The organism is Zavarzinia aquatilis, from assembly GCF_003173035.1.
In the GTDB taxonomy this organism is placed as follows: Bacteria; Pseudomonadota; Alphaproteobacteria; order Zavarziniales; family Zavarziniaceae; genus Zavarzinia; species Zavarzinia aquatilis.
In genome coordinates this window covers 165,674-184,657 of record NZ_QGLE01000008.1, presented here as the reverse complement: position 1 = coordinate 184,657, position 18,984 = coordinate 165,674, and the positions used below count along the sequence as shown (strand labels likewise).

General features: G+C 67.5%; 22 protein-coding genes and 2 tRNA genes. 16 read left to right on the top strand and 8 right to left on the bottom strand.

The annotated features are described in order from the left end of the window. Nucleotides 1–16: 16 nt before the first annotated feature. From arfB to DKG74_RS14660, 3 genes are all read left to right on the top strand, one after another. Complete coding sequence (gene arfB / locus DKG74_RS14670; RefSeq protein WP_109906918.1) at nucleotides 17–442, top strand: alternative ribosome rescue aminoacyl-tRNA hydrolase ArfB; 426 nt, start codon at nucleotides 17–19, stop codon at nucleotides 440–442. Nucleotides 443–508: 66 nt separating this feature from the next. Further along, entirely contained in the window at nucleotides 509–1,102 is a 594-nt protein-coding gene (locus tag DKG74_RS14665) for a PadR family transcriptional regulator (RefSeq protein WP_243404138.1), read from the top strand. Between the two features lie 9 nt (nucleotides 1,103–1,111). Next, complete coding sequence (locus DKG74_RS14660) at nucleotides 1,112–1,411, top strand: DUF2218 domain-containing protein (protein WP_109906917.1); 300 nt, start codon at nucleotides 1,112–1,114, stop codon at nucleotides 1,409–1,411. On the opposite strand, the gene DKG74_RS14655 is transcribed toward DKG74_RS14660, so the two are convergent. Beyond that, complete coding sequence (locus DKG74_RS14655; protein ID WP_109906916.1) at nucleotides 1,395–2,084, bottom strand: LrgB family protein; 690 nt, start codon at nucleotides 2,082–2,084, stop codon at nucleotides 1,395–1,397. The genes DKG74_RS14660 and DKG74_RS14655 overlap by 17 nt on opposite strands. Further along, nucleotides 2,074–2,490 carry a CidA/LrgA family protein gene (locus DKG74_RS14650; protein WP_109906915.1) on the bottom strand — a complete coding sequence of 139 codons (417 nt, stop codon included), beginning with the start codon at nucleotides 2,488–2,490 and terminating at the stop codon, nucleotides 2,074–2,076. The genes DKG74_RS14655 and DKG74_RS14650 overlap by 11 nt, the downstream gene beginning before the upstream one ends. Nucleotides 2,491–2,585: 95 nt before the next feature. Here DKG74_RS14650 and DKG74_RS14645 point away from each other — a divergent pair, with 95 nt between their 5' ends. Together DKG74_RS14645 and DKG74_RS14640 are read left to right on the top strand one after the other, a co-directional pair. Next, nucleotides 2,586–3,461 carry a LysR family transcriptional regulator gene (locus DKG74_RS14645; protein WP_109906954.1) on the top strand — a complete coding sequence of 292 codons (876 nt, stop codon included), beginning with the start codon at nucleotides 2,586–2,588 and terminating at the stop codon, nucleotides 3,459–3,461. A gap of 140 nt (nucleotides 3,462–3,601) precedes the next feature. Next, a complete protein-coding gene (locus DKG74_RS14640) occupies nucleotides 3,602–4,303 on the top strand; it encodes a BglII/BstYI family type II restriction endonuclease (protein ID WP_207779363.1) in 702 nt (233 codons plus the stop codon). 1 nt (nucleotide 4,304) lies between these two features. Here the strand turns inward: DKG74_RS14640 and DKG74_RS14635 are convergent, their stop codons facing one another. The 3 genes from DKG74_RS14635 to DKG74_RS14625 all read right to left on the bottom strand — a co-directional run bounded on the left by DKG74_RS14635 (nucleotide 4,305) and on the right by DKG74_RS14625 (nucleotide 5,466). Beyond that, nucleotides 4,305–5,147 (bottom strand): MT-A70 family methyltransferase, encoded by an 843-nt coding sequence (locus DKG74_RS14635; protein WP_207779362.1) that lies wholly within the window; start codon nucleotides 5,145–5,147, stop codon nucleotides 4,305–4,307. A 121-nt stretch (nucleotides 5,148–5,268) separates the two neighbouring features. Further along, nucleotides 5,269–5,343 (bottom strand) — tRNA-Gly (locus DKG74_RS14630). Nucleotides 5,344–5,391: 48 nt separating this feature from the next. Further along, nucleotides 5,392–5,466: transfer RNA gene (locus DKG74_RS14625), tRNA-Gly, on the bottom strand. A 127-nt stretch (nucleotides 5,467–5,593) separates the two neighbouring features. Between DKG74_RS14625 and DKG74_RS14620 the strand changes: the two genes are divergently transcribed. The 5 genes from DKG74_RS14620 (at nucleotide 5,594) to DKG74_RS14600 (ending at nucleotide 8,459) form a co-directional block, all read left to right on the top strand. Further along, nucleotides 5,594–6,130, top strand: a complete 537-nt coding sequence (locus DKG74_RS14620) for a prolyl-tRNA synthetase associated domain-containing protein (protein ID WP_109906912.1) — start codon at nucleotides 5,594–5,596, stop codon at nucleotides 6,128–6,130. Between the two features lie 140 nt (nucleotides 6,131–6,270). Further along, a complete protein-coding gene (locus DKG74_RS14615; protein WP_109906911.1) occupies nucleotides 6,271–7,206 on the top strand; it encodes a thioredoxin family protein in 936 nt (311 codons plus the stop codon). Between the two features lie 10 nt (nucleotides 7,207–7,216). Next, nucleotides 7,217–7,885: an LON peptidase substrate-binding domain-containing protein gene (locus DKG74_RS14610; RefSeq protein WP_109906910.1), complete on the top strand. Its 669-nt coding sequence runs from the start codon at nucleotides 7,217–7,219 to the stop codon at nucleotides 7,883–7,885. A gap of 8 nt (nucleotides 7,886–7,893) precedes the next feature. Next, entirely contained in the window at nucleotides 7,894–8,112 is a 219-nt protein-coding gene (locus tag DKG74_RS14605; protein ID WP_109906909.1) for a Trm112 family protein, read from the top strand. Next, on the top strand, nucleotides 8,109–8,459 hold the full coding sequence (locus tag DKG74_RS14600) for a gamma-butyrobetaine hydroxylase family protein (protein WP_109906908.1): 351 nt from the start codon (nucleotides 8,109–8,111) through the stop codon (nucleotides 8,457–8,459). The genes DKG74_RS14605 and DKG74_RS14600 overlap by 4 nt, the downstream gene beginning before the upstream one ends. A gap of 109 nt (nucleotides 8,460–8,568) precedes the next feature. Here the strand turns inward: DKG74_RS14600 and dinB are convergent, their stop codons facing one another. Continuing rightward, nucleotides 8,569–9,672, bottom strand: a complete 1,104-nt coding sequence (gene dinB / locus DKG74_RS14595; RefSeq protein ID WP_279340880.1) for a DNA polymerase IV — start codon at nucleotides 9,670–9,672, stop codon at nucleotides 8,569–8,571. Between the two features lie 113 nt (nucleotides 9,673–9,785). On the opposite strand from dinB, the gene ftsH reads away from it, so the two are divergent. The 3 genes from ftsH to DKG74_RS14580 are packed head-to-tail and all read left to right on the top strand — an operon-like array spanning nucleotide 9,786 to nucleotide 12,870. After that, nucleotides 9,786–11,633, top strand: a complete 1,848-nt coding sequence (gene ftsH / locus DKG74_RS14590; RefSeq protein ID WP_109906906.1) for an ATP-dependent zinc metalloprotease FtsH — start codon at nucleotides 9,786–9,788, stop codon at nucleotides 11,631–11,633. After that, nucleotides 11,630–12,544 carry a DnaJ C-terminal domain-containing protein gene (locus DKG74_RS14585; protein ID WP_109906905.1) on the top strand — a complete coding sequence of 305 codons (915 nt, stop codon included), beginning with the start codon at nucleotides 11,630–11,632 and terminating at the stop codon, nucleotides 12,542–12,544. Before ftsH ends, DKG74_RS14585 begins: the two co-directional genes overlap by 4 nt. Then, entirely contained in the window at nucleotides 12,541–12,870 is a 330-nt protein-coding gene (locus DKG74_RS14580) for a chaperone modulator CbpM (protein WP_109906953.1), read from the top strand. The genes DKG74_RS14585 and DKG74_RS14580 overlap by 4 nt, the downstream gene beginning before the upstream one ends. Here the strand turns inward: DKG74_RS14580 and DKG74_RS14575 are convergent, their stop codons facing one another. Together DKG74_RS14575 and ribA are read right to left on the bottom strand one after the other, a co-directional pair. Further along, nucleotides 12,871–13,725: a hypothetical protein gene (locus tag DKG74_RS14575; RefSeq protein ID WP_109906904.1), complete on the bottom strand. Its 855-nt coding sequence runs from the start codon at nucleotides 13,723–13,725 to the stop codon at nucleotides 12,871–12,873. It lies immediately after the preceding gene. Nucleotides 13,726–13,844: 119 nt separating this feature from the next. After that, entirely contained in the window at nucleotides 13,845–14,936 is a 1,092-nt protein-coding gene (gene ribA, locus DKG74_RS14570) for a GTP cyclohydrolase II (protein ID WP_109906903.1), read from the bottom strand. 106 nt (nucleotides 14,937–15,042) lie between these two features. Between ribA and DKG74_RS14565 the strand changes: the two genes are divergently transcribed. The 3 genes from DKG74_RS14565 (at nucleotide 15,043) to DKG74_RS14555 (ending at nucleotide 18,941) form a co-directional block, all read left to right on the top strand. Next, nucleotides 15,043–15,717 carry a winged helix-turn-helix domain-containing protein gene (locus DKG74_RS14565; RefSeq protein WP_165837699.1) on the top strand — a complete coding sequence of 225 codons (675 nt, stop codon included), beginning with the start codon at nucleotides 15,043–15,045 and terminating at the stop codon, nucleotides 15,715–15,717. A 117-nt stretch (nucleotides 15,718–15,834) separates the two neighbouring features. Beyond that, nucleotides 15,835–17,754, top strand: coding sequence for a threonine--tRNA ligase (gene thrS / locus DKG74_RS14560; protein WP_109906901.1), 1,920 nt, complete (start codon nucleotides 15,835–15,837; stop codon nucleotides 17,752–17,754). Between the two features lie 14 nt (nucleotides 17,755–17,768). Continuing rightward, nucleotides 17,769–18,941, top strand: coding sequence for a glycosyltransferase family 4 protein (locus tag DKG74_RS14555; RefSeq protein ID WP_109906900.1), 1,173 nt, complete (start codon nucleotides 17,769–17,771; stop codon nucleotides 18,939–18,941). Nucleotides 18,942–18,984 lie beyond the last annotated feature (43 nt).

Below are 18,984 nucleotides of genomic sequence, written 5' to 3'. Positions count from 1 at the left end.
CTACAATGACCCGGCCATGCCCCCGATCCGCATCACCCACCGGCTCTCCATCGACGAGAGCGAAATCGCCGAGAGTTTCATTCAGGCCTCCGGCCCGGGCGGCCAGAATGTCAACAAGGTGGCGACCGCGGTCGAGCTGCGCTTCGATGTCGCCCGCTCCCCTTCCCTGCCCGAAGGGGTCCGGCAGCGGCTGATGACGCTGGCCGGCCGGCGCCTGACCCAGGACGGCGTGCTCGTCCTCTTCGCCCGCCAGCACCGCACCCAGGAACGGAACCGCGCCGACGCCCGCGAACGCCTGGTCGAGCTGATCCGCGAGGCGACGGTGGTCCCCGTCCAGCGCCGGCCGACCCGCCCCACCCTCGCCTCCAAACAGCGCCGCCTCGCCGCCAAGGACCGCCGCGGCGACGTCAAAAAAGCCCGGGGCCGACCCGATCTCGATTAGGGTTGAAATCGACTCTTTTTAGATATATCTAATTTCCGACATATCGAAACAATGTCGGAGATGAGAATGCATATGTTCAAGGGCCATTGCGGTGGCCACGGCTTCGGGCGGCGCTTCGCCCGGGGCGGCGATGAATTCGGCGACCGCCATCATGGCGGCCGTCACATGGGCGGGGGCATGGGCGGGGGCGGCCGGCGCGGCCGGCGCTTCTTCGATCATGGCGATCTGCGGCTCGTCGTGCTCGGCCTGATCGCGGAGAAACCGCGCCACGGCTATGAAGTGATCAAGGCGATCGAGGAGGCGTTGGGCGGCCAGTACAGCCCCAGTCCGGGCGTGGTCTATCCCACCCTCACCCTCCTTGAGGAACTGGGCCAGGTCGAAATCCAGCTGTGCGAGTCCAGCCGCAAGCTCTATGCGGTGACCGAGGCGGGCCGCGCCTTCCTCGCGACCAACAAGGGCGCGGTCGATGCCCTCTTCGCCCGCATGGCGGAAACCCGCGCGATCCATGGCGACGGTCCGCCGCCGCAGATCATCCGGGCGATGGAAAACCTGAAGACCGCGCTGCGTCTGAAACTCGCCGCCGGCAAACCGTCGGACGAGGCGATCCGCCAGGCCGCCGCCGCCATCGACGCCGCCGCCCTCGCCATCGAAAACCTGTAAGGAGGTCTCATGACCCAATCGAAAGCGGAGGTCGCCACGACCTTCGCCAAACGCTACCTCGGCCAGCTGTGCAAGCATTTCGGCCACAAGATCCCGGTCGAACTCGCGCTCGACGAAGGCCGGGGCAGCATCGCCTTTCCCTTCGGCACCTGCCGGCTGGCGGCGGAGGGCGGCACGCTGCATCTGACCGCCGAGGCGGAGGGGCCGGATGCCATCGCGCAGGTGCAGGACGTGATCGCCCGCCACCTGATCCGCTTCGCCTTCCGGGAAGAGCTGGCGGTGAGCTGGGCGCTCAGCCCAGCGCCGTGATCACCAGGGGCGCGACGGCGACATTGGCCAGCCCGGCGAGGATCATGACGAGGCCGGCGACCGAGCCTTCCTCCGCCCCGACCTCCCGCGCCTTGGCGACGCCGGCGCCATGCGCGCCCATGCCGAACAGCGCACCCCGCGCCATCGACGAGCGCAAGGGCAGCAGCTTCAGCAGGATGTCGCCGACGGCGGCACCGACGATGCCGGTGACCATGACGAAAACCGCGGTCAATTCCGGCAGCCCGCCGACATGGCCCGAGACATTCATGGCGAAGGGCATGGTGACAGAGCGGGGCAGCAGGCTCTGCCGCAGCTCCGGCGTCAGGTCGAGGACGCGGGCCAACGCATAACCACTGGCGATGGCGATCAGGCTGCCCGCCGCGACGCCGACCGATAGCGGCAACCAGTGCCGCCGGATCACCGCCCGCTGGTCATAGATCGGCAGGGCGAAGGCGACGGTCAGCGGTCCGACCATGGCCATCAGGACATGGCTTCCCCGCAGATATTCGCCATAGGTCGCGTGAAGCCCGACCGCGACGGCGAGCAGGATCAGCGGCGTCGTCAGCAAGGGCGAAAAATACCACCCGGGCCAGCGGCGATAGACCGTCCGGCACAGGAGATAGGCGAGCAGCGTCGCCGCCGGCCAAAACGGCAGGCTCCAGTCAATGGTCATGGCGCAGCTCCGCCCGGGCCATCAGGCGCTGGACGGTCTCGACCGTCAGGGCCGTGCCCGCCATCACCAGCAGCGTGCCGCACAGGATCGCCGCCAGCAGCTTGAGGCCGAGCAGGCCGATGAATTCGCCATGATCCAGCAGCCCCATGACGGCGGGGACGAAGAACAGCAGCATGTCGGCCAGCAGGACATCGGCGCCGCGCCGGATCGACGCCGGCCCCAGCCCATGAGCGAGCAGCAGCGCCAGCATCAGCGCCATGCCGATGATCCCGCCCGGCACCGGCAGGGCCAGGCCGCGCGATACCGCATCCCCCAGCGCCCACACCCCGACGATCAGCGCGAGCTGCGCCAGCCGGCTGCGGCGAAGAATGGCTTTCAGGCGAAGAGGCAGGCGATGCGCGGTCATGTCAGGGGTTCCCGGAATTCCCTTTCATATTGAACCGCCTGCGTTATAGATAAAATGAATTGTCTGAATTTTTTTCATTCCAGATTGGAATGTCGATGCACCTTCGCACCCTCCGTGCCTTCGTCGAGGTGGTTCGCCAGGGCGGTTTCTCGTCGGCGGCCAAGGTCGTCTTCGCCACCCAGCCCACGGTGTCCAAGGCGGTGAAGCAGCTCGAGGACGAGTTGGGCGTCACCCTCCTCGACCGTACCGGACACCGGCCGGTGCTGACCGCGGCGGGCGCCATCGTCCAGCGCCGCGCCCTCGCCATCCTGACCGAGCGGGACGACATGCTGCGCGAGATCGACGATCTGCGTGGCCTTCGCCGGGGCGAACTCCGCCTCGGCCTGCCTCCCTTGGGCAGCAGCCAGCTCTTCGCCCCGCTCTTCGCCGCCTATCGCCAGCGTTATCCGGGCGTCGAAATCCGTCTGGTCGAACATGGCAGCAAGCGGCTGGAAGAAATCCTCATGGCGGGCGAGATCGAGATGATCGCCACCCTGCTGCCGCTCGGCGACGATTTCGATTTCCAGCCCGTCCGGCGGGAGCCGCTGACCGCGCTCATCCCCGCCGGCCATCCCCTGGCGGGCGCGGAGACGGTCGATTTCGCGGCCCTGCGCGAAACCCCCTTCATCCTGTTCGAAGGCGGTTTCGCCCTCAACGCCGTGATCATCGCCGCCTGCGAGCGCCGGGGCTTCACCCCGACCGAAGCCGCCCGCAGTGGCCAGATCGACTTCATCGCGGCGCTGGTCGCCGCCGGCCTCGGCGTCGCCTTCCTGCCCCGCATGATCGCCCTGCAACGCCCCCACCCGGGCGTCCACCTCGCCACCCTGACCGAACCCGACACCGACTGGCACATGGCCCTCGCCTGGCGCCGCGGCGGCTATCTCTCGGACGCCGCGCGGGCCTGGCTGGCGCTGGCGCGGGGGGCGGGGTGATGGGGAGAAGCCGAAAGTGATTGAGTGAGATCGGGGACCGCCAGCGAAACGCCACTCAAAGGCTTGTACCCGTCTCGCTCTGATAAGCACGTGGCATTGTCAGTATTGATAGTTGGCGGGAATGCCGCCATGGTTGAACCATGTATGAAACATTCAGCTATAGAGATCCGAGCATTCTCCCCGCCGAAGCCCGAGAGCACTGGGCATTCATGGAATCAAATTCTGCATCGGCCGTGATGAAGGCTGTCTGCCCCCAAGAGTGGGCGGATATCGTGGAAGTTCTTTCGACCTATCGGTTAGATCCCAAGTTCTGGCTGAAGGCAGGGGGGAACAGAGGTGACATCGCGGAGCAAATAGACGGCGAGTTTTTCAAGCACGGTTGGCGAGAAACGAGACTTGACCTTGAGACACGCGGCCTCCTACTTGACAAAGAAGGCCATCAAGTCGGTGAGCTTCCTGTAATCAGGCAGGAAGGGTATTTGGTCGATAACTTCAAGAACCGCATTGTCTTGGATGTGGAATGGAATGCGAAGGACGGCAACCTCGATCGCGATCTGGCTGCATATCGCTCGTGGTTTGAGGCCGGGATCATCTCCGCGGGCGTCATTATTACCAAGGACAGATTATCATTGCTTGCCCTCGCTCGGCGGATATGGGGTGATTACCAGGCGACCCTGCCAAAGGAAAAGCGCAACAAGAATTTGCCTATCGACCTTTCCACCTCAACCGTCACGGCCTTCGACAAAGCCCAGATGAGAATGCGCCGGGGCGTTATGGGTTCATGCCCTGTGTTAATCGTTGCGGCCGACGAGAGCACTTGGAACGGCCAGCCCTACTCCTGACTCAGCCCCCCCGCCTTCCCCGGGGGCGCATTGAGGTCTCCACCCCGGCCAGCAACGAACGCACACGCTGTATCGAGTAGCCGGTCTCGTCCGAAATTTCACGCACGCTACTTCCCGCCTGATAGCGACTCTTCAGTTCAGCCCCCAGAGCAACCGCGACCTCGGGCTGCAAGTGCTCGTTGGCACGCAGCGGCGGCAGGATTTCTCCCCCCAAGTAGCCTTTGTGGGCCTTTCCGCGCGGCACATGGTCTTCCGCAGACTCATCGCCCCAGAGCGTCCATTCGGGCCGGGGGTGACGCGCGAACAGCTCGAGATACGGCCCGGGCGAGCAACGCTCGATCAGGTCATACTGCTCATCCGGCTTCCGGGAGTGCTCGCGTTTCCTCGTCTCTATCATGTTGACCTGTGAGCGCCCTGGCGAGAGCGTCCGCATTGACCCCTTGACACCAAAGAGGAGAATTTCGGTCACGTTCCGAAAGTAGAAACCAACCCCTCGGCCGTCGGGTCCGCCGTCTTTGCGCCGCTTGGCCCATATGATGTTCGAGACATAGCGGAAGCCCCACGCCGACATAACATCGAGTCCTTCGGGCAGAAGGGCGTTGGGCACCCAGAGGTACAAGTGCGCGTTCCGTGCCGCGACCTCCTTCACAGGGAGCCCCTTGATCGTTTCGAGCGACATGGTCGAATAGCGGTCGAGTCGCCGATGTTCGGGCGCGACCTTCCCGGTACGGTTCGAAAACCGCCACGGCGGATCGGCCAGCACGGTCGAAAAGCCGCCAACCACTCGGGGCAGCGGCGCGGGATCCAATTCAGGACGAAGAGGTTCGGTCTGGGCGATGCTCATGGCCATCATGCTAGCGGCGAAAAAGATCTACGCAAAGATCTTTTTTCTGAAATTGGCCGTGACACAGGAATACCCAAGAACGCGCAATGCACGCCCGAAGAGCCGATGAGATATAGAAATCTGGAGCGGGCGAAGGGATTCGAACCCTCGACCCCAACCTTGGCAAGGTTGTGCTCTACCCCTGAGCTACGCCCGCTCTGGCGTTTGTCCGGCGGCCTGTCGATATCAGTTTCCTTCGGGAAACTGGAGCGGGCGAAGGGATTCGAACCCTCGACCCCAACCTTGGCAAGGTTGTGCTCTACCCCTGAGCTACGCCCGCTCTGGCGTCGGACGACGTAATCTGTGGCGTTTCAAAGGCCGCTGATCGCGTCGAGGCCGGCACTATACGCAGGCGCCCGATCTTTGCAAGCATGTTTTTCGGCGCCCGCAAGCGGTAGAACAGAGACATGCCGTTGACCGATTCAGAACTGCTCGCCCGCCTCGATGCCCTCGGCATCGCGCACCGCACCCACGACCATGCCCCGGCCCATACCGTCGAGGAGGCGCAGGCCTTGCGCGGCGCGCTTGTTGGCGGCCATGCCAAGAACCTGTTCCTGAAGGACAGGAAGGGCGGGTTCTGGCTGGTGGTCGCCGAGGAAAACACCCGCGTCGACCTGACCGCGCTGGAGAAATTCCTGCAGGCGCCGCGCCTGTCTTTCGGCGCGGCGGAAGCGATGACGGCCCTGCTAGGCGTTTCCCCGGGCTCGGTCACGCCGCTCGCCCTCGCCAACGAATCGGCCGCGCCGGTGCGACTCGTGCTCGACGAGGGCTTGATGGCCTTCGACCCATTGCATTTCCATCCGTTGCGCAACGACCGCACGACGGCGCTGCCCCGCGCCGATTTCCTGCGCTTCCTCGAGGCCGTCGGTCATCCGCCGCTGATGGCCGATCTGGCCGGCCTTGCCGCGGCACGGGCGGCGGCGCGGGCGGCGAAGGCGGACTGATCCCCCCTTGCGCCCGGGCACGCACCGCCCAATCTAGCAGGCCGATGCAAAAACCCGCGTGCCTTCGGCCGCGGGGACGCCTAAACATGAGCCCAACGGCTCGCCAAGAGCCATCGCGACGCAGGCAACGGAACAAAAGCATGGAAACCCTCATCGGACAGGGCCCCTCGGGCAGCGCCGGCCGGCCCGGCCCGGCCGCCGCCGATCTCATCAAGGACAGCGGCCTCGCCACCTTCCGGCAGGATGTCATCGACGCCTCGATGCAGGTCCCCGTCATCGTCGATTTCTGGGCCACCTGGTGCGGCCCTTGCCGCCAGCTCGGCCCGGCGCTGGAAAAGGCCGTGGTCGCGGCCGGCGGCGCCGTGCGCATGGTGAAGATCGACGTCGACAAGAACCCCGAGATCGCGCAGCAGATGCGCATCCAGTCGATCCCCGCGGTCTATGCCTTCTTCCAGGGTCAGCCGGTCGACGGTTTCACCGGTGCCGTGCCCGACAGCCAGGTGAAGACCTTCGTCGAGCGCCTCGCCAAGATGGGTGGCGGTGCCGGCTCGCCGGTCGAGGAGGCGCTGGAGGCGGCGCGCCAGGCCCTCGCCGAGGGGCAGGCGGATGAAGCCGAAGGCATCTTCGCCCATGTCCTGCAGATGGAAGAACAGAACGCCGCTGCCCTCGCCGGCCTCGCCAAGATCGCGGTCGCGCGCGGCGCCCTCGACGAGGCGGCGGAATTCCTCGCCGCCGTGCCCGAGGACAAGGAAGGCGACGCCGAGGTGGCCAGCGCCCGTTCCGCCCTCGCCCTCGCCGAGGAAGCGGCCAAGGTCGGCGACCTCGCCCCGCTCGCGGCCGCCGTCGCGGCCGATCCGGCCAATCACCAGGCGCGTTTCGACCTCGCGGTCGGCCTGCACGCCGCCGGCGACAATGCCGCCGCCCTCGACCATCTGCTGGAGATCGTGAAACGCGACCGCAAATGGAATGACGAAGCCGCGCGCAAGCAGCTGGTCAAGCTGTTCGAGGTGCTGGGCTTCGACGATCCGCTGGCGATCGACGGGCGCCGCCGCCTGTCGTCGATCCTCTTCGCCTGACGGGCCGCCGATGTCGGCCCGGGCCGGACTTGCCGGGATCGAGGAACTGCCCTCGACCCTGCCGATCTTCCCGCTGGCGGGGGCGCTGCTCCTGCCGCGCGGGCGCCTGCCGCTGAACATCTTCGAGCCGCGCTATCTCGCCATGGTGCGCGACGCGCTGGCCTCGGGCCGGACCATCGGCATGGTCCAGCCGCTCGACCCGGCGAGCCGGGAACACGAGCCGGCGGTCTATCCCGTCGGCTGCGCCGGGCGGATCACCGCCTTCACCGAGAATGAGGACGGCCGCTTCCAGATCACTCTGACCGGGATCAGCCGCTTCCGCATCAGGGAAGAACTCGCCCGCGTCACCCCCTATCGCAAGGTGGTCGCGGATTACACCGAATTCGCCGACGATCTGGAACCGCCGCCCCATGCGGGCGATGTGAACCGTAACCGCCTCGCCCCGGCGCTGCGCTCCTATCTCGAGCTGCATGGCCTCTCGGCCGACTGGCAGGCGATCGAGAAGGCGCCGGCGGAAAGCCTGATCAACGCCCTCGCCATGATCTGCCCCTTCACCCCGCCCGAGAAACAGGCCCTGCTCGAGGCGCGGGACATCGCCGACCGGGCGGACATGATGATCGCCCTGCTCGAAATGGCGGTGGCGGCCCCGCCGGGTGCCCCCGAAACCAAGCTGCAATAGAGACGACCATGACCGAAGCCCCGAGCAAGCCCGCCAACGGCGGCGCCGTCGATCCCAAGCTGCTGGAAATCCTGGTCTGTCCGGCCTCGCGCCAGCCCCTGCGCTACGACCGCGAGAAGGGCGAGCTGGTCTCCGAGGCCGCCCGCCTCGCCTATCCGATCCGCGACGGCATTCCGATCATGCTGATCGAGGAAGCCCGCTCGCTCGACGACGGCGCGACCGCATGAGCCCCTGGCCGGTCGAGATTCGCCTGCGCCGCGCCGAAAGGGCGCTGGAAATCGACTGGGACGATGGCCGCAAGGATGTCGTCCCGGCCGAGCTGCTGCGGGTCGAAAGCCCCTCGGCCGAGGTCCAGGGCCATGGCCCCGCGACCAAGAAGCTGGTCGCCGGCAAACGCAACGTCAGCCTCATCGGGGCGGAGCCGGTCGGCAATTACGCCGTCCGCCTGATCTTCGACGACGGCCACGACAGCGGCCTCTTCACCTGGGAGACGCTGCGCCGCTTCGGCGAAACCAAGGCGGAAATGTTCACCGCCTATCTCGAAGCCCTGCACGACGCCGGCCTGTCGCGGTAAGTCGCGCTTCCCCATCGTCACTCCGGCGCAGGCCGGGATCTGGTGCGGGCAAGGACGCCCCACCGTCGCAAGACCCCGGCTTCGCCGGGGTGACGGGGGAGATAAGCCGTCACCCCGGACCCAGCGCCAGCCGCAATTGCCGCGCCTCATCGCCCTCGCCATCGGTCAGCGCGGCAAGGCCGACGCCCAGCAGGCGGATACCGGCCTCGACCGGCAGGCTGTGCAGGAACAGCTCCATCGCGATGGCCTGAAGCTCGGCGGCGCCCCCGACCGGATCGCGCAGGGTTCGGCTGCGGGTCACATCGTTGAAGCGGGGATCGCGCACCTTGATGGTCACCGTGCGCCCGCTGTAGCCATGACGGGCGCAGTGGCGCCAGACCTTGTCGGCAAGCTCGCCCAAAGCGGCCTCGACCGCGGGAAGGCTGGTCAGGTCATTGTCATAGGTCGTCTCGGCGCTGATCGACTTGCGCTCGCGGTCGGGCTCGACCCGGCGGTGGTCGATGCCCCGGGAAATCCCGTGATAATGCCGGCCCGCCTTGCCGAAATGGCTTTCCAGAAAGGCGAGGTCACGGGCGCGCAAATCCGCCCCGGTCAGGATGCCGAGGCTGTTCATGCGCGCCGTCGTCGCGGGGCCGATGCCGTGAAAACGGCCGACCGGCAGGCTCTCGACAAAACCGGGCCCCATCGCAGGCGTAATGACGAAAAGCCCGTCGGGCTTCCTGTAGTCGGAAGCGAGCTTGGCCAGAAATTTGTTGTAGGACACCCCGGCCGAGGCGGTCAGGCCGGTTTCCGCCTTGATCTCGGCGCGGATCGCCTCGGCGATCGCGGTGGCCGAGGCGATGCCCGGGATATTCTCGGTCACGTCCAGATAGGCTTCGTCGAGCGACAAAGGCTCGATCAGCGGGGTATAGCGGGCGAAGATCGCCCTGATCTGCGCCGAGACGGCACGGTAGACATCGAAGCGCGGCCGGACGAAAACGAGGTCCGGACATTTGCGCAGCGCGGTGACCGACGGCATGGCCGAGCGAACGCCGAATCGCCGCGCCTCGTAGCTGGCGGCGGCGACGACGCCGCGCGCCCGCGCCCCACCCACGGCGACGGGCAGGCCGCGCAGTTCAGGGTTGTCCCGCTGCTCGACCGAGGCGTAGAAGGCATCCATGTCGATGTGGATGATCTTGCGGATCGGGGGCGGTTGCTGATCTTCGCCGGTCACGCGCCGACTCCGGTTTCCCAGGTCCGAGGTTCTAGCAAAGCCTTGACCTGGAACAAAGCGCGAATACATCAAGGCATCACTCTGTCGGCGATGAAGGGGGCTTCAGCAATCCCATGGAACGCAAGACGCAGATCAATCTCTGGTACGTCCTCCTCGCGGTCTTCGGCATCTTCATGCTGCGCGATCTCTGGGTGCAGAGCCAGACGGTGGCGCCCATTCCCTACAGCCGCTTCGAGCAGCTGCTGGACGAGGGCAAGCTGCGCGACCTTGTCATCGGCAAGGATTACATCAGGGGCGAGTTCACCGCGCCCGAGGGCAAGAAGACCAGTTTCGTGACCACGAGGGTCGAGCCGGAGCTGGCCGAGAAGCTGCGCGCCAAGGGCATCGAATATTCCGGCGCGGCCGACGACAACTGGCTGAGCAATATCCTGTCCTGGGTGCTGCCGGCCCTGATGTTCGGCTTCCTGTGGTTCTTCGTCATCCGCCGCTTCGCCGAGAAACAGGGCATGGGCGGGATGATGGCCATCGGCAAGAGCAAGGCGAAGATCTATGTCGTCGCCGATACCAAGGTAACCTTCGACGATGTCGCCGGGGTCGACGAGGCCAAGGAAGAATTGCAGGAAGTGGTCGACTTCCTGAAGGCGCCGGCCGAACACGGCCGCCTCGGCGCCCATGTGCCCAAGGGCGTGTTGCTGGTCGGCCCGCCGGGTACCGGCAAGACCCTGCTGGCCCGTGCCGTGGCCGGCGAAGCGGGCGTGCCCTTCTTCTCGATCTCCGGTTCCGAATTCGTCGAGATGTTCGTCGGCGTCGGCGCCGCGCGGGTGCGCGACCTGTTCGAGCAGGCAAGGGCGAAAGCCCCGGCCATCATCTTCATCGACGAATTGGATGCCCTCGGCCGGGCGCGCGGCGCCGCCAGCCAGATCGGCGGCCACGACGAGCAGGAGCAGACGCTGAACCAGCTCCTCTCCGAACTCGACGGTTTCGATCCCAGCTCGGGCCTCGTGCTGCTGGCCGCGACCAACCGGCCGGAAATCCTCGACCCCGCCCTGCTGCGCGCCGGCCGTTTCGACCGGCAGATCCTGGTCGACCGGCCGGACCGGGCGGGTCGGGTGCAGATCCTCGCCGTGCACCTGAAGAAGATCCGCCTCGCCGATGACGTCGACCGCGAGACCATCGCCCAGCTCACCCCCGGCTTCTCGGGCGCCGATCTCGCCAATCTCGTCAACGAGGCGGCCCTGCTGGCGACACGGCGAAAGGCGGCTTCGGTCAGTCTCGACGATTTCACCCGGGCGGTGGAGCGGATCGTCGCCGGTCTCGAAAAGAAGAACCGCCTGCTGAACCCGAAGGAGCGCGAGGTCGTCGCCCATCACGAGATGGGCCATGCCCTGACCGCCCTCGCCCTGCCCGGGGTCGACGCCGTGCACAAGGTCTCGATCATCCCGCGCGGCATCGGCGCCCTCGGTTACACCATCCAGCGCCCGACCGAAGACCGCTACCTGATGACGCGGGAAGAGCTGGAGAACAAGATCGCCGTCCTCCTCGGCGGAAGGGCGGCGGAAGTGCTTTGCTTCGGCCATCTGTCGACCGGCGCGGCCGACGATCTTGCCAAGGCGACGGATATCGCCCGCTCCATGGTCACGCGCTATGGCATGGACGAGACGCTGGGTCAGGTCTCCTACGACAGCGACCGGCCGGGTTTCCTCGGCCAGGGCGGGCAGAGCCTGTTCGACCGCCGCTACAGCGAGGCGACGGCGGCGCGGATCGACCTTGCGGTGAAGGCGACCATCGACGGCGCCTTCGCCCGCACCCTTGCGATCCTGACCGACAATCGCGACATACTGGAAAAGGGCGCCGAAACGCTGCTGGCGCGCGAGACCCTGGACGAGGCGGCGCTGACCGGCCTCGCTCGCGACCTGCGCCGTCCGGCGCCCGCCCCTGTAATTCATGAGGTCCGAGTTTGAGTGACGATCCCTACAAACTGCTGGGCGTCGCGCGGGATGCCTCGCCCGATGCCATCCGCAAGGCCTATCGCAAGCTGGCGAAGGAGTTGCATCCCGATCTGCACCCCGGCGACAAGGCGGCGGAAGATCGCTTCAAGGCGGTTTCCGCCGCCCACAGCCTGTTGAGCGATGCCGAGAAGCGCGCGCGCTTCGACCGGGGCGAGATCGACGCCAGCGGTCAGGAACGGCCGCCCGAACATCCCTCGTACCGCCATTACGCCGAGGCCGATCCGACCGGGCGCTACACATCGCACGGCGCCTATGGCGACTTCGAGGATGTCTCGGACATCTTCTCCGGCCTGTTCGGTCAGCAGGGCGCGGGGCGCCGGGGCTTCGCCGCCCGGGGCGGCGACCTGCGTTTCCATCTCGAGGTCGATTTCCTCGACGCCGCCAACGGCGCGACGAAGCGCATCACCCTGCCCGAGGGCGGCCCCCTCGACCTTGCCATTCCGGCGGGGGCGAAGGACGGCACCGTGTTGCGCCTGAAGGGCAAGGGCGCCCCGGGTCTCGGCGGCGGGCCGGCCGGCGATGCCCTGGTCGAGCTGACCGTGCGCCCCCATCCCGTTTTCCGGCGGGATGGCGACGATATCCTGCTGGACCTGCCGATCGGCCTCGACGAGGCGGTGCTGGGCGCCAAGGTCGAAGTGCCGACCCTGACCGGCAGGGTGAAGATGTCAGTGCCGAAGGGCGCCCATTCGGGCGATGTGCTGCGCCTGAAGGGCAAGGGCATCAAGCCGGCGGGCGATCAGCGCGTGACGCTGAAGATCGTCCTGCCCGAGGTGCCCGATCCCGCCCTCGAAGCCCTGATGCGTGAGTGGCAGGCGAAAGGCAAACCCGATCCCCGCGCCGCCCTGTGGAAGGTGATGCCGTGACCCGTTACACCGAAACCCAGGTCGTCGCCGCCGCCGGCCTGACCCTGACCGAGTTGCGCACCTATGTCGCCGAAGGCTGGGTCCTGCCCCGCGACGACGAAGCCGATCCCGCCTTCGACGAGTTCGATCTCGCCCGCATCCGTCTGGTCTGCCAGCTGCGCGGCGAACTCGACCTCGATCCCGGGGCGCTGCCCGTCGTGCTGTCGCTGCTCGACCAGATTCATGGCCTGCGCCGTCAGATGCGGCTGCTCGCCACGGCCATCGCGGCGGAGCCCGAAGACGTCCGCCGCCGGATCGAAAGCGCGATCAGAACCGTGACCGGCTGATCACGGCGCCGCCGCGGCCGCGGCCGCCGGCACCACGGAAGCGGCGCCCGTGTAACGGTCGATGTTCTGGCGCATCAGGCGCAGGGCATTGTCGTAATTCGCCTTGTCCTCGGGCCTGATATCCATGGCGACGACGCGGGTCGGCTTCACGCCGCTCTGCCGCGCCGGGAAGAAGCGCCGGGTCTCGGTCGTGCCCGCCGCCGCCGTTTCGGTCGCGACAGCAGCCCCGGCATCGGCGAGTTTGGCCTCGGCCTCGGGCTTGCCGCCCATCGAGCGGATCAGCGTATCGAAAGCCGCCGTGCTCAGTTGCGGCGCGCCGCTGGCGGCGGCTGCCGGTGCGGGAGATGCCGCGCTGGCGAGTGTCGCCTCGGCCGGCTTGGCCGCGACAGTCGTGGCCGCGGCGGCCGGCGCCGTCGTCGCCTCGGCGATCAACCCGCCCGGCCCCGTGCCGGCCGAGGCCAGCGCCGTGGCTTCCCCGCCCGATTCGAGACCGAGGGCACGCATGGCCAGGGTTTCGGGCGGCGCCCCTTCGGCCTGTTCGATGATCGCGCCGACCATGGCGACGCCAGCGCCGATCGGCCCGCCATACAGCGCGCCGCCGACAATGCGGGCGGACGGGCTGATGGTATCGCCGGTCACGCTGCGATAGAGGGTGGAGACCAGGGGGATATGCTGCAGGGGATTGATCACGTCGAGCACCTCGCCGAAGGTCAGGTCAGGGTCACCCGGTTTCGAGGAGCCGAAGAAATCGGCCTGCGCCGCGCCAATCTCGCCGCGCTTGCCCGGCAACAGACGGGGCAGCCGCGCGGTCTCGCGGGCATTCGTCTCGGTCGTGGTCGGCGCAACGGCTGTCATGGTGGGCTCCTCCCGGTCGACGGGGACGGTGCAAGCCCCATGCCAGCGGAAAACCCAGTCAAATCAGCGAAATTCGGGGGGCAAAGACGGCACCCGGCAGCTTCTGCCGGGCGAAAACGTCACAGCAGATGACCGCTCTTGGCCTTTTTGGTCGCGAGATAGAATTCATTATGGTTGTTGGCGGGGAAGGCGTGGGGCACCCGTTCGACCACATTGATGCCGCTGGCCTTCAGGCCGGCGACCTTCTCGGGATTATTGGTCAGCAGCCGGACCGCGTCGAAGCCGAGCAGCCGCAGCATTTCCGCCGCCGGACGGAAGATGCGCTCGTCCGGATCGAAGCCGAGGCGCTCGTTGGCCTCGACCGTGTCGAAGCCCTGATCCTGCAGGCGGTAGGCCTTCAGCTTGTTCATGAGGCCGATGCCCCGCCCCTCCTGCGCGAGATAGAGGAGGACGCCGCCGCCGGCCTCCGCGATGGTGCGGATCGCGCCGCGCAGCTGCTCGCCGCAATCGCAGCGCAGCGAACCCAGCAGGTCGCCGGTAAAGCATTCGGAATGCAGCCGGCCCAGCACCGGCTCACGCCGGGAAGGATCGCCGATCAGGATCGCCAGATGCTCGATCCCGCCGTCTGCCGGGCGGAAACCGATGATGCGCGCCGCCTCGGCATCGGCCAGCGGCACCCGCGCGTCGGAGACGATGCGCAGGCCCCGCGCCGCCATATCGTCATAGCCGGTGATCGCCGAAGCCGGCACCTCGAGCAACCCGTCGTCGGTCGACGCGGCCTCGACGACAAGGGCGGCGGGCAGCAATCGGGCGAGTTTCATCAGCTTCACCGCGGCGAATTCCGCCGCCAGCGGCGCCCGCCGCAGGATCGAGAACGGCCCGCGCAAGGGATGGTCGAGATCGACGGTCGGATCGGCCAGCGAGGCGATGGTCGCGGCGTCGAGCTGGCCCGCCAGCGGCAGGGCGACGGGATCGCCGATCAGCGGCCGCAGCTTCAGGGTCGCGGCGCGGCGATTGGTCAGCAGGAGGCGCGCGTCGGCGCCCGAAAAACCGGCGAGCCGGTCGGGCGTCGCATATTCCGCGGCGGAAATGCGCAGGCGCTGGCCGGCATCGTCGGTGACGACGACATCGAGACCGCGGCGCAATTCGGAGACGGCGCGGTCGACGACCACGAGGGCGGAGACGGGGGCGGAACCGAAGGGCGAAGACATGGCGCGCAGTCTAAGCACAAGTCGGGCGCCGATGCAGCCTGCGATACGCGACGCCGCGTCATGCCTCGCTTGCAGCGACGGACGGGCCGCCGCAGAATCGCAGGGCATGACGAATCGCCCGCGTAACAAGGCCCCCGCCCCCCGCATCCTCGTCGCCGTCGCCGACGAGGTGCTGGCGCGCGCCCTCGCCGATCCGCTGGAGGATGCCGGCTTCGCGGTCACCCGCCTTGCCGGCCTCGCCGAGGTCGCCTCGGCGACGGCCGATCTCGTCGTCGTTGACCGGGCGGCCAGTCCGGATGGCGCCGACGCGGTGCTGGCGGCGTCGGGCTGCGCCTTGCCCATTGTCGCGCTGGCCGCCGCCGACGATGCGCGGGCCCCGGCCGGCGCGGGCGGTCAGGTCACGATTTTGCGAAAGCCGCTGCGGGTTCAGGCCCTGGTCGAGGGGGTGCGCGCCGGTCTCGCCGCCGGCTCGGGCGCCCTGCACATCGGGCCGTGCCGGCTCTTCGCCTCGTCCCGCACCCTCATAGGCGCGGGCGGCGAGACCGTGCGCCTGACCGACAAGGAAACCCAGATCCTGACCCGCCTCGCCGCCGCCATCGGCCGGGTGGTGCCGCGCGACATCCTGCTGGCCGAGGTCTGGGGCTATGGCGCCGCCATCGCGACCCATACGATCGAAACCCATGTCTATCGCCTGCGCCGCAAGCTCGCCCAGGCGGTCGCCGGGGGCGCCAGCCTCATCCGCGCGGAAGGTGGCGGCTACCTCCTCGCCGCCGCGCCCTGAGGGGTGGCCGGCCCGGCCATGAGCGCCGGGCGGGGCCGGGGCGACAGGCTGCGCCTTGACAGTCGGCCTGCATCCGCCGAAGTTGCCCGCCCAACCTTCGGATCGGAGACCACTATCATGTCGGTATCGCTGACCCTGCCGGACGGCAGCCTGCGCTCCTATCCGGGGCCGGTCAGTGGCACTACCCTCGCCGCCGACATCGGCCCCGGTCTCGCCAAGGCCGCGCTCGCCATGCGCGTCGACGGCCTTCTGGTCGATCTCGCCCATGTGATCGAGCGGGACGCCAAGGTCGACATCGTCACCCGCAAGTCGGACGACGCGCTCGACCTGCTGCGCCACGACTGCGCGCATATCATGGCCGAGGCGGTGCAGGAACTGTTCCCCGGCACCCAGGTCACCATCGGCCCGTCGATCGAGAACGGCTTCTATTACGACTTCGCCCGGGGCGAGCCCTTCACCACCGCCGACCTCGAGGTGATCGAGAAGCGGATGCACGAGATCGTCGACCGCAACGAGGCGATCGCGCGCGAAGTCTGGGACCGCGACGAGGCGGCCGATTTCTTCCTGAACAAGGGCGAGATCTACAAGGCCGAGATCATCCGCGACATCCCGGCGGGCGAGAAGATCAGCCTCTACCGTCAGGGCGATTTCATCGACCTGTGCCGCGGCCCCCACCTGCCCGCGACGGGCAAGCTCGGCCATGGCTTCAAGCTGATGAAGGTCGCGGGCGCCTATTGGCGCGGCGATCATCGCAACGCCATGCTCCAGCGCATCTACGGCACCTGCTGGCGCGACGAGAAGGAGCTGAAGGAGTATCTCTTCCGGCTCGAGGAAGCGGAGCGCCGCGACCACCGCAAGCTGGGCCGCGAGATGGACCTGTTCCACCTGCAGGAAGAAGCCGCCGGCTCCATCTTCTGGCACACCAAGGGCTGGACCCTGTACCGCGTGCTGGAAAACTACATCCGCCGCAAGATCGACGCCGACGGTTACGAGGAAGTACGGACGCCGCAGCTGGTCGACAGTTCGCTCTACATCGCTTCCGGTCACTGGGAGATGTATGGCGACAACATGCTGAAAGTCCCCGTGGACGAGGGCAAGCGCATGTTCGGCGTGAAGCCGATGAACTGCCCCGGCCACGTCCAGATCTTCAAGCAGGGCCTCGTTTCCTACCGCGACCTGCCGATCCGCATGGCGGAGTTCGGCTGCTGCCATCGCAACGAGCCCTCGGGCGCGCTGCACGGCATCATGCGCGTGCGCCAGTTCGTGCAGGACGACGCCCATATCTTCTGCACCGCCGAGCAGGTGGTCGAGGAGACCAAGAAGTTCTGCCGCCTGCTGGAATCGGTCTATGCCGACCTCGGCTTCAGCGATTTCAAGGTGATCCTGGCGACGCGCCCCGAAAAGCGCATCGGCACCGAGGCGGAATGGGACAAGAACGAGGGCGATCTCGCCGCCGCGATTTCCGCCGCCGGCCTGTCCTATGAAGTCTCTGAAGGCGACGGCGCCTTCTATGGCCCGAAGATCGAATTCCACCTGCGCGATGCCATCGGCCGCACCTGGCAGTGCGGCACCCATCAGCTCGACAGCCTGCTGCCCCAGCGCCTCGATGCGAGCTATATCGCCGCCGACGGCTCGAAGCAGCGCCCCGTCATGCTGCACCGGGCGATCCTCGGCAGTCTCGAGCGTTTCATCGGCATCCTGATCGAGCATTACGCCGGTCACCTGCCGCTGTGGCTGGCGCCCACCCAGGTCGTGGTCGCGACCATCACCTCGGACGCCGACGATTACGCGGTCGAGGTCGCCCGGCTCCTGAAGGAGCAGGGCCTCCGGGTCGAGACGGACCTGCGCAACGAGAAGATCAACCTGAAAGTGCGCGAGCATTCGCTGGCCAAGGCGCCCTATATGCTCGTCCTCGGCCGCCGCGAGGCGGAGAACCGTCAGGTCGCGCTGCGCAAGCTGCACGGCGGCGAGCAGACGGTGATTGACCTCGCCGAAGCCCTGACCCGCCTCGCCGGGGAAGCCCTGCCCCCCGCCTGACCGGAAGACAGACCGTGGCCAGCCCCCCGCATGTCGTCGATGTGATTCCGTTCAAGGAACGCTATTCCGTGACGACGGCGGGGGCGATCGCCCTCTGCGTCGATCAGCTGGCCGGGGTCTCGAAGGCACGGACAACGGTCTTCGGCACCGCGGTCGCCGACCCCTTGCAGACTGCCCGGCTCCAATCGGTGCGGCCCTTCTTCTTCACCACCCGCCTCGCCGCCGCCTATGTCATGGGCTGGGAGGCGCTGTTCTATTTCGAGGGCGTGCGCCGGGCCCTGCGCGCGGCCAGACCCGACGTCATCCAGGTCCACAACCGGCCCCTGCTCGCGGTCATGCTGCAGAAGGAATTCCCGGATATTCCGGTGTTCCTGTTCCTGCACAACGATCCGATGTCGATGAAGGAATTGCGGCCGCCCAAGAATATCGGCGGCAGCCTGCATCGCCTCGCCGGCATCGTCGCCCTGTCCGACTGGATCGAGCAGCGGCTCTACGAGGCGGCGCCGGCCGTGCCGCGCGACCTCGTCCACCGCATTCCCAATGTCGTCGACTGCGCGGCCGCGGCCGAGACGGACGAGGCGATCCTCGCCGCCAAGGAGAGGGTCGCCCTTTTCGTCGGGCGCATCAACGGCGGCAAGGGCGCGGCCGCCTTCGCCGAGGCGGCGGCCCGCGTGTTGCCCGATTTCCCCGACTGGAAGGCGGTCGCCATCGGCGCGTTCCAGATCGGCACGACGGATTGCAGCCATCCGAGCGATTATCAGCGCAGCTTCCTCGCCGCCGTCGCCAGCCATCCGAACATCGCCTTCCTCGGCCCCCGGCCGTTCCCCGAGACGATGGACTGGATGCGCCGCGCCGCCATTCTCGCCATCCCCTCGCGCCATGCCGAAGCCTTCGCCCGGGTCGCGGTCGAGGGCATGATGAATGGCGATGCGCTGATCGTGTGCAAGAAGGGCGGCGCCCTGCCCGAGGTCGCGCCGGAAGCCTCGGGCGCGCTGCACATCGAGGATGCGACGGTGGACGAGATCGCCGACGCCCTGCGCCGGCTGATGGCGGACGACCAGGATCGCCTCGCCCGGGCGCGGCAGGGCCGGGCCTATGCCGCCAGCCACTACGCCCCCGCCGCCGTCGCCGCCATGATCGAAGCCATGTACGCGGCCGGCAAGGCCGCCCTGACGGCGAAACACTAAGGTCCACTCTTAATCGTCATCCCGGCGAAGGCCGGGGTCTTTC

Coding starts and splice junctions, on each gene's coding strand:
- arfB (WP_109906918.1), top strand. CDS start 17: ATGCCCCCGATCCGCATCACCCACCGGCTCTCCATCGACGAGAGCGAA.
- DKG74_RS14665 (WP_243404138.1), top strand. CDS start 509: ATGCATATGTTCAAGGGCCATTGCGGTGGCCACGGCTTCGGGCGGCGC.
- DKG74_RS14660 (WP_109906917.1), top strand. CDS start 1,112: ATGACCCAATCGAAAGCGGAGGTCGCCACGACCTTCGCCAAACGCTAC.
- DKG74_RS14655 (WP_109906916.1), bottom strand. CDS start 2,084: ATGACCATTGACTGGAGCCTGCCGTTTTGGCCGGCGGCGACGCTGCTC.
- DKG74_RS14650 (WP_109906915.1), bottom strand. CDS start 2,490: ATGACCGCGCATCGCCTGCCTCTTCGCCTGAAAGCCATTCTTCGCCGC.
- DKG74_RS14645 (WP_109906954.1), top strand. CDS start 2,586: ATGCACCTTCGCACCCTCCGTGCCTTCGTCGAGGTGGTTCGCCAGGGC.
- DKG74_RS14640 (WP_207779363.1), top strand. CDS start 3,602: ATGTATGAAACATTCAGCTATAGAGATCCGAGCATTCTCCCCGCCGAA.
- DKG74_RS14635 (WP_207779362.1), bottom strand. CDS start 5,147: ATGAGCATCGCCCAGACCGAACCTCTTCGTCCTGAATTGGATCCCGCG.
- DKG74_RS14620 (WP_109906912.1), top strand. CDS start 5,594: ATGCCGTTGACCGATTCAGAACTGCTCGCCCGCCTCGATGCCCTCGGC.
- DKG74_RS14615 (WP_109906911.1), top strand. CDS start 6,271: ATGGAAACCCTCATCGGACAGGGCCCCTCGGGCAGCGCCGGCCGGCCC.
- DKG74_RS14610 (WP_109906910.1), top strand. CDS start 7,217: ATGTCGGCCCGGGCCGGACTTGCCGGGATCGAGGAACTGCCCTCGACC.
- DKG74_RS14605 (WP_109906909.1), top strand. CDS start 7,894: ATGACCGAAGCCCCGAGCAAGCCCGCCAACGGCGGCGCCGTCGATCCC.
- DKG74_RS14600 (WP_109906908.1), top strand. CDS start 8,109: ATGAGCCCCTGGCCGGTCGAGATTCGCCTGCGCCGCGCCGAAAGGGCG.
- ftsH (WP_109906906.1), top strand. CDS start 9,786: ATGGAACGCAAGACGCAGATCAATCTCTGGTACGTCCTCCTCGCGGTC.
- DKG74_RS14575 (WP_109906904.1), bottom strand. CDS start 13,725: ATGACAGCCGTTGCGCCGACCACGACCGAGACGAATGCCCGCGAGACC.
- ribA (WP_109906903.1), bottom strand. CDS start 14,936: ATGTCTTCGCCCTTCGGTTCCGCCCCCGTCTCCGCCCTCGTGGTCGTC.
- DKG74_RS14565 (WP_165837699.1), top strand. CDS start 15,043: ATGACGAATCGCCCGCGTAACAAGGCCCCCGCCCCCCGCATCCTCGTC.
- thrS (WP_109906901.1), top strand. CDS start 15,835: ATGTCGGTATCGCTGACCCTGCCGGACGGCAGCCTGCGCTCCTATCCG.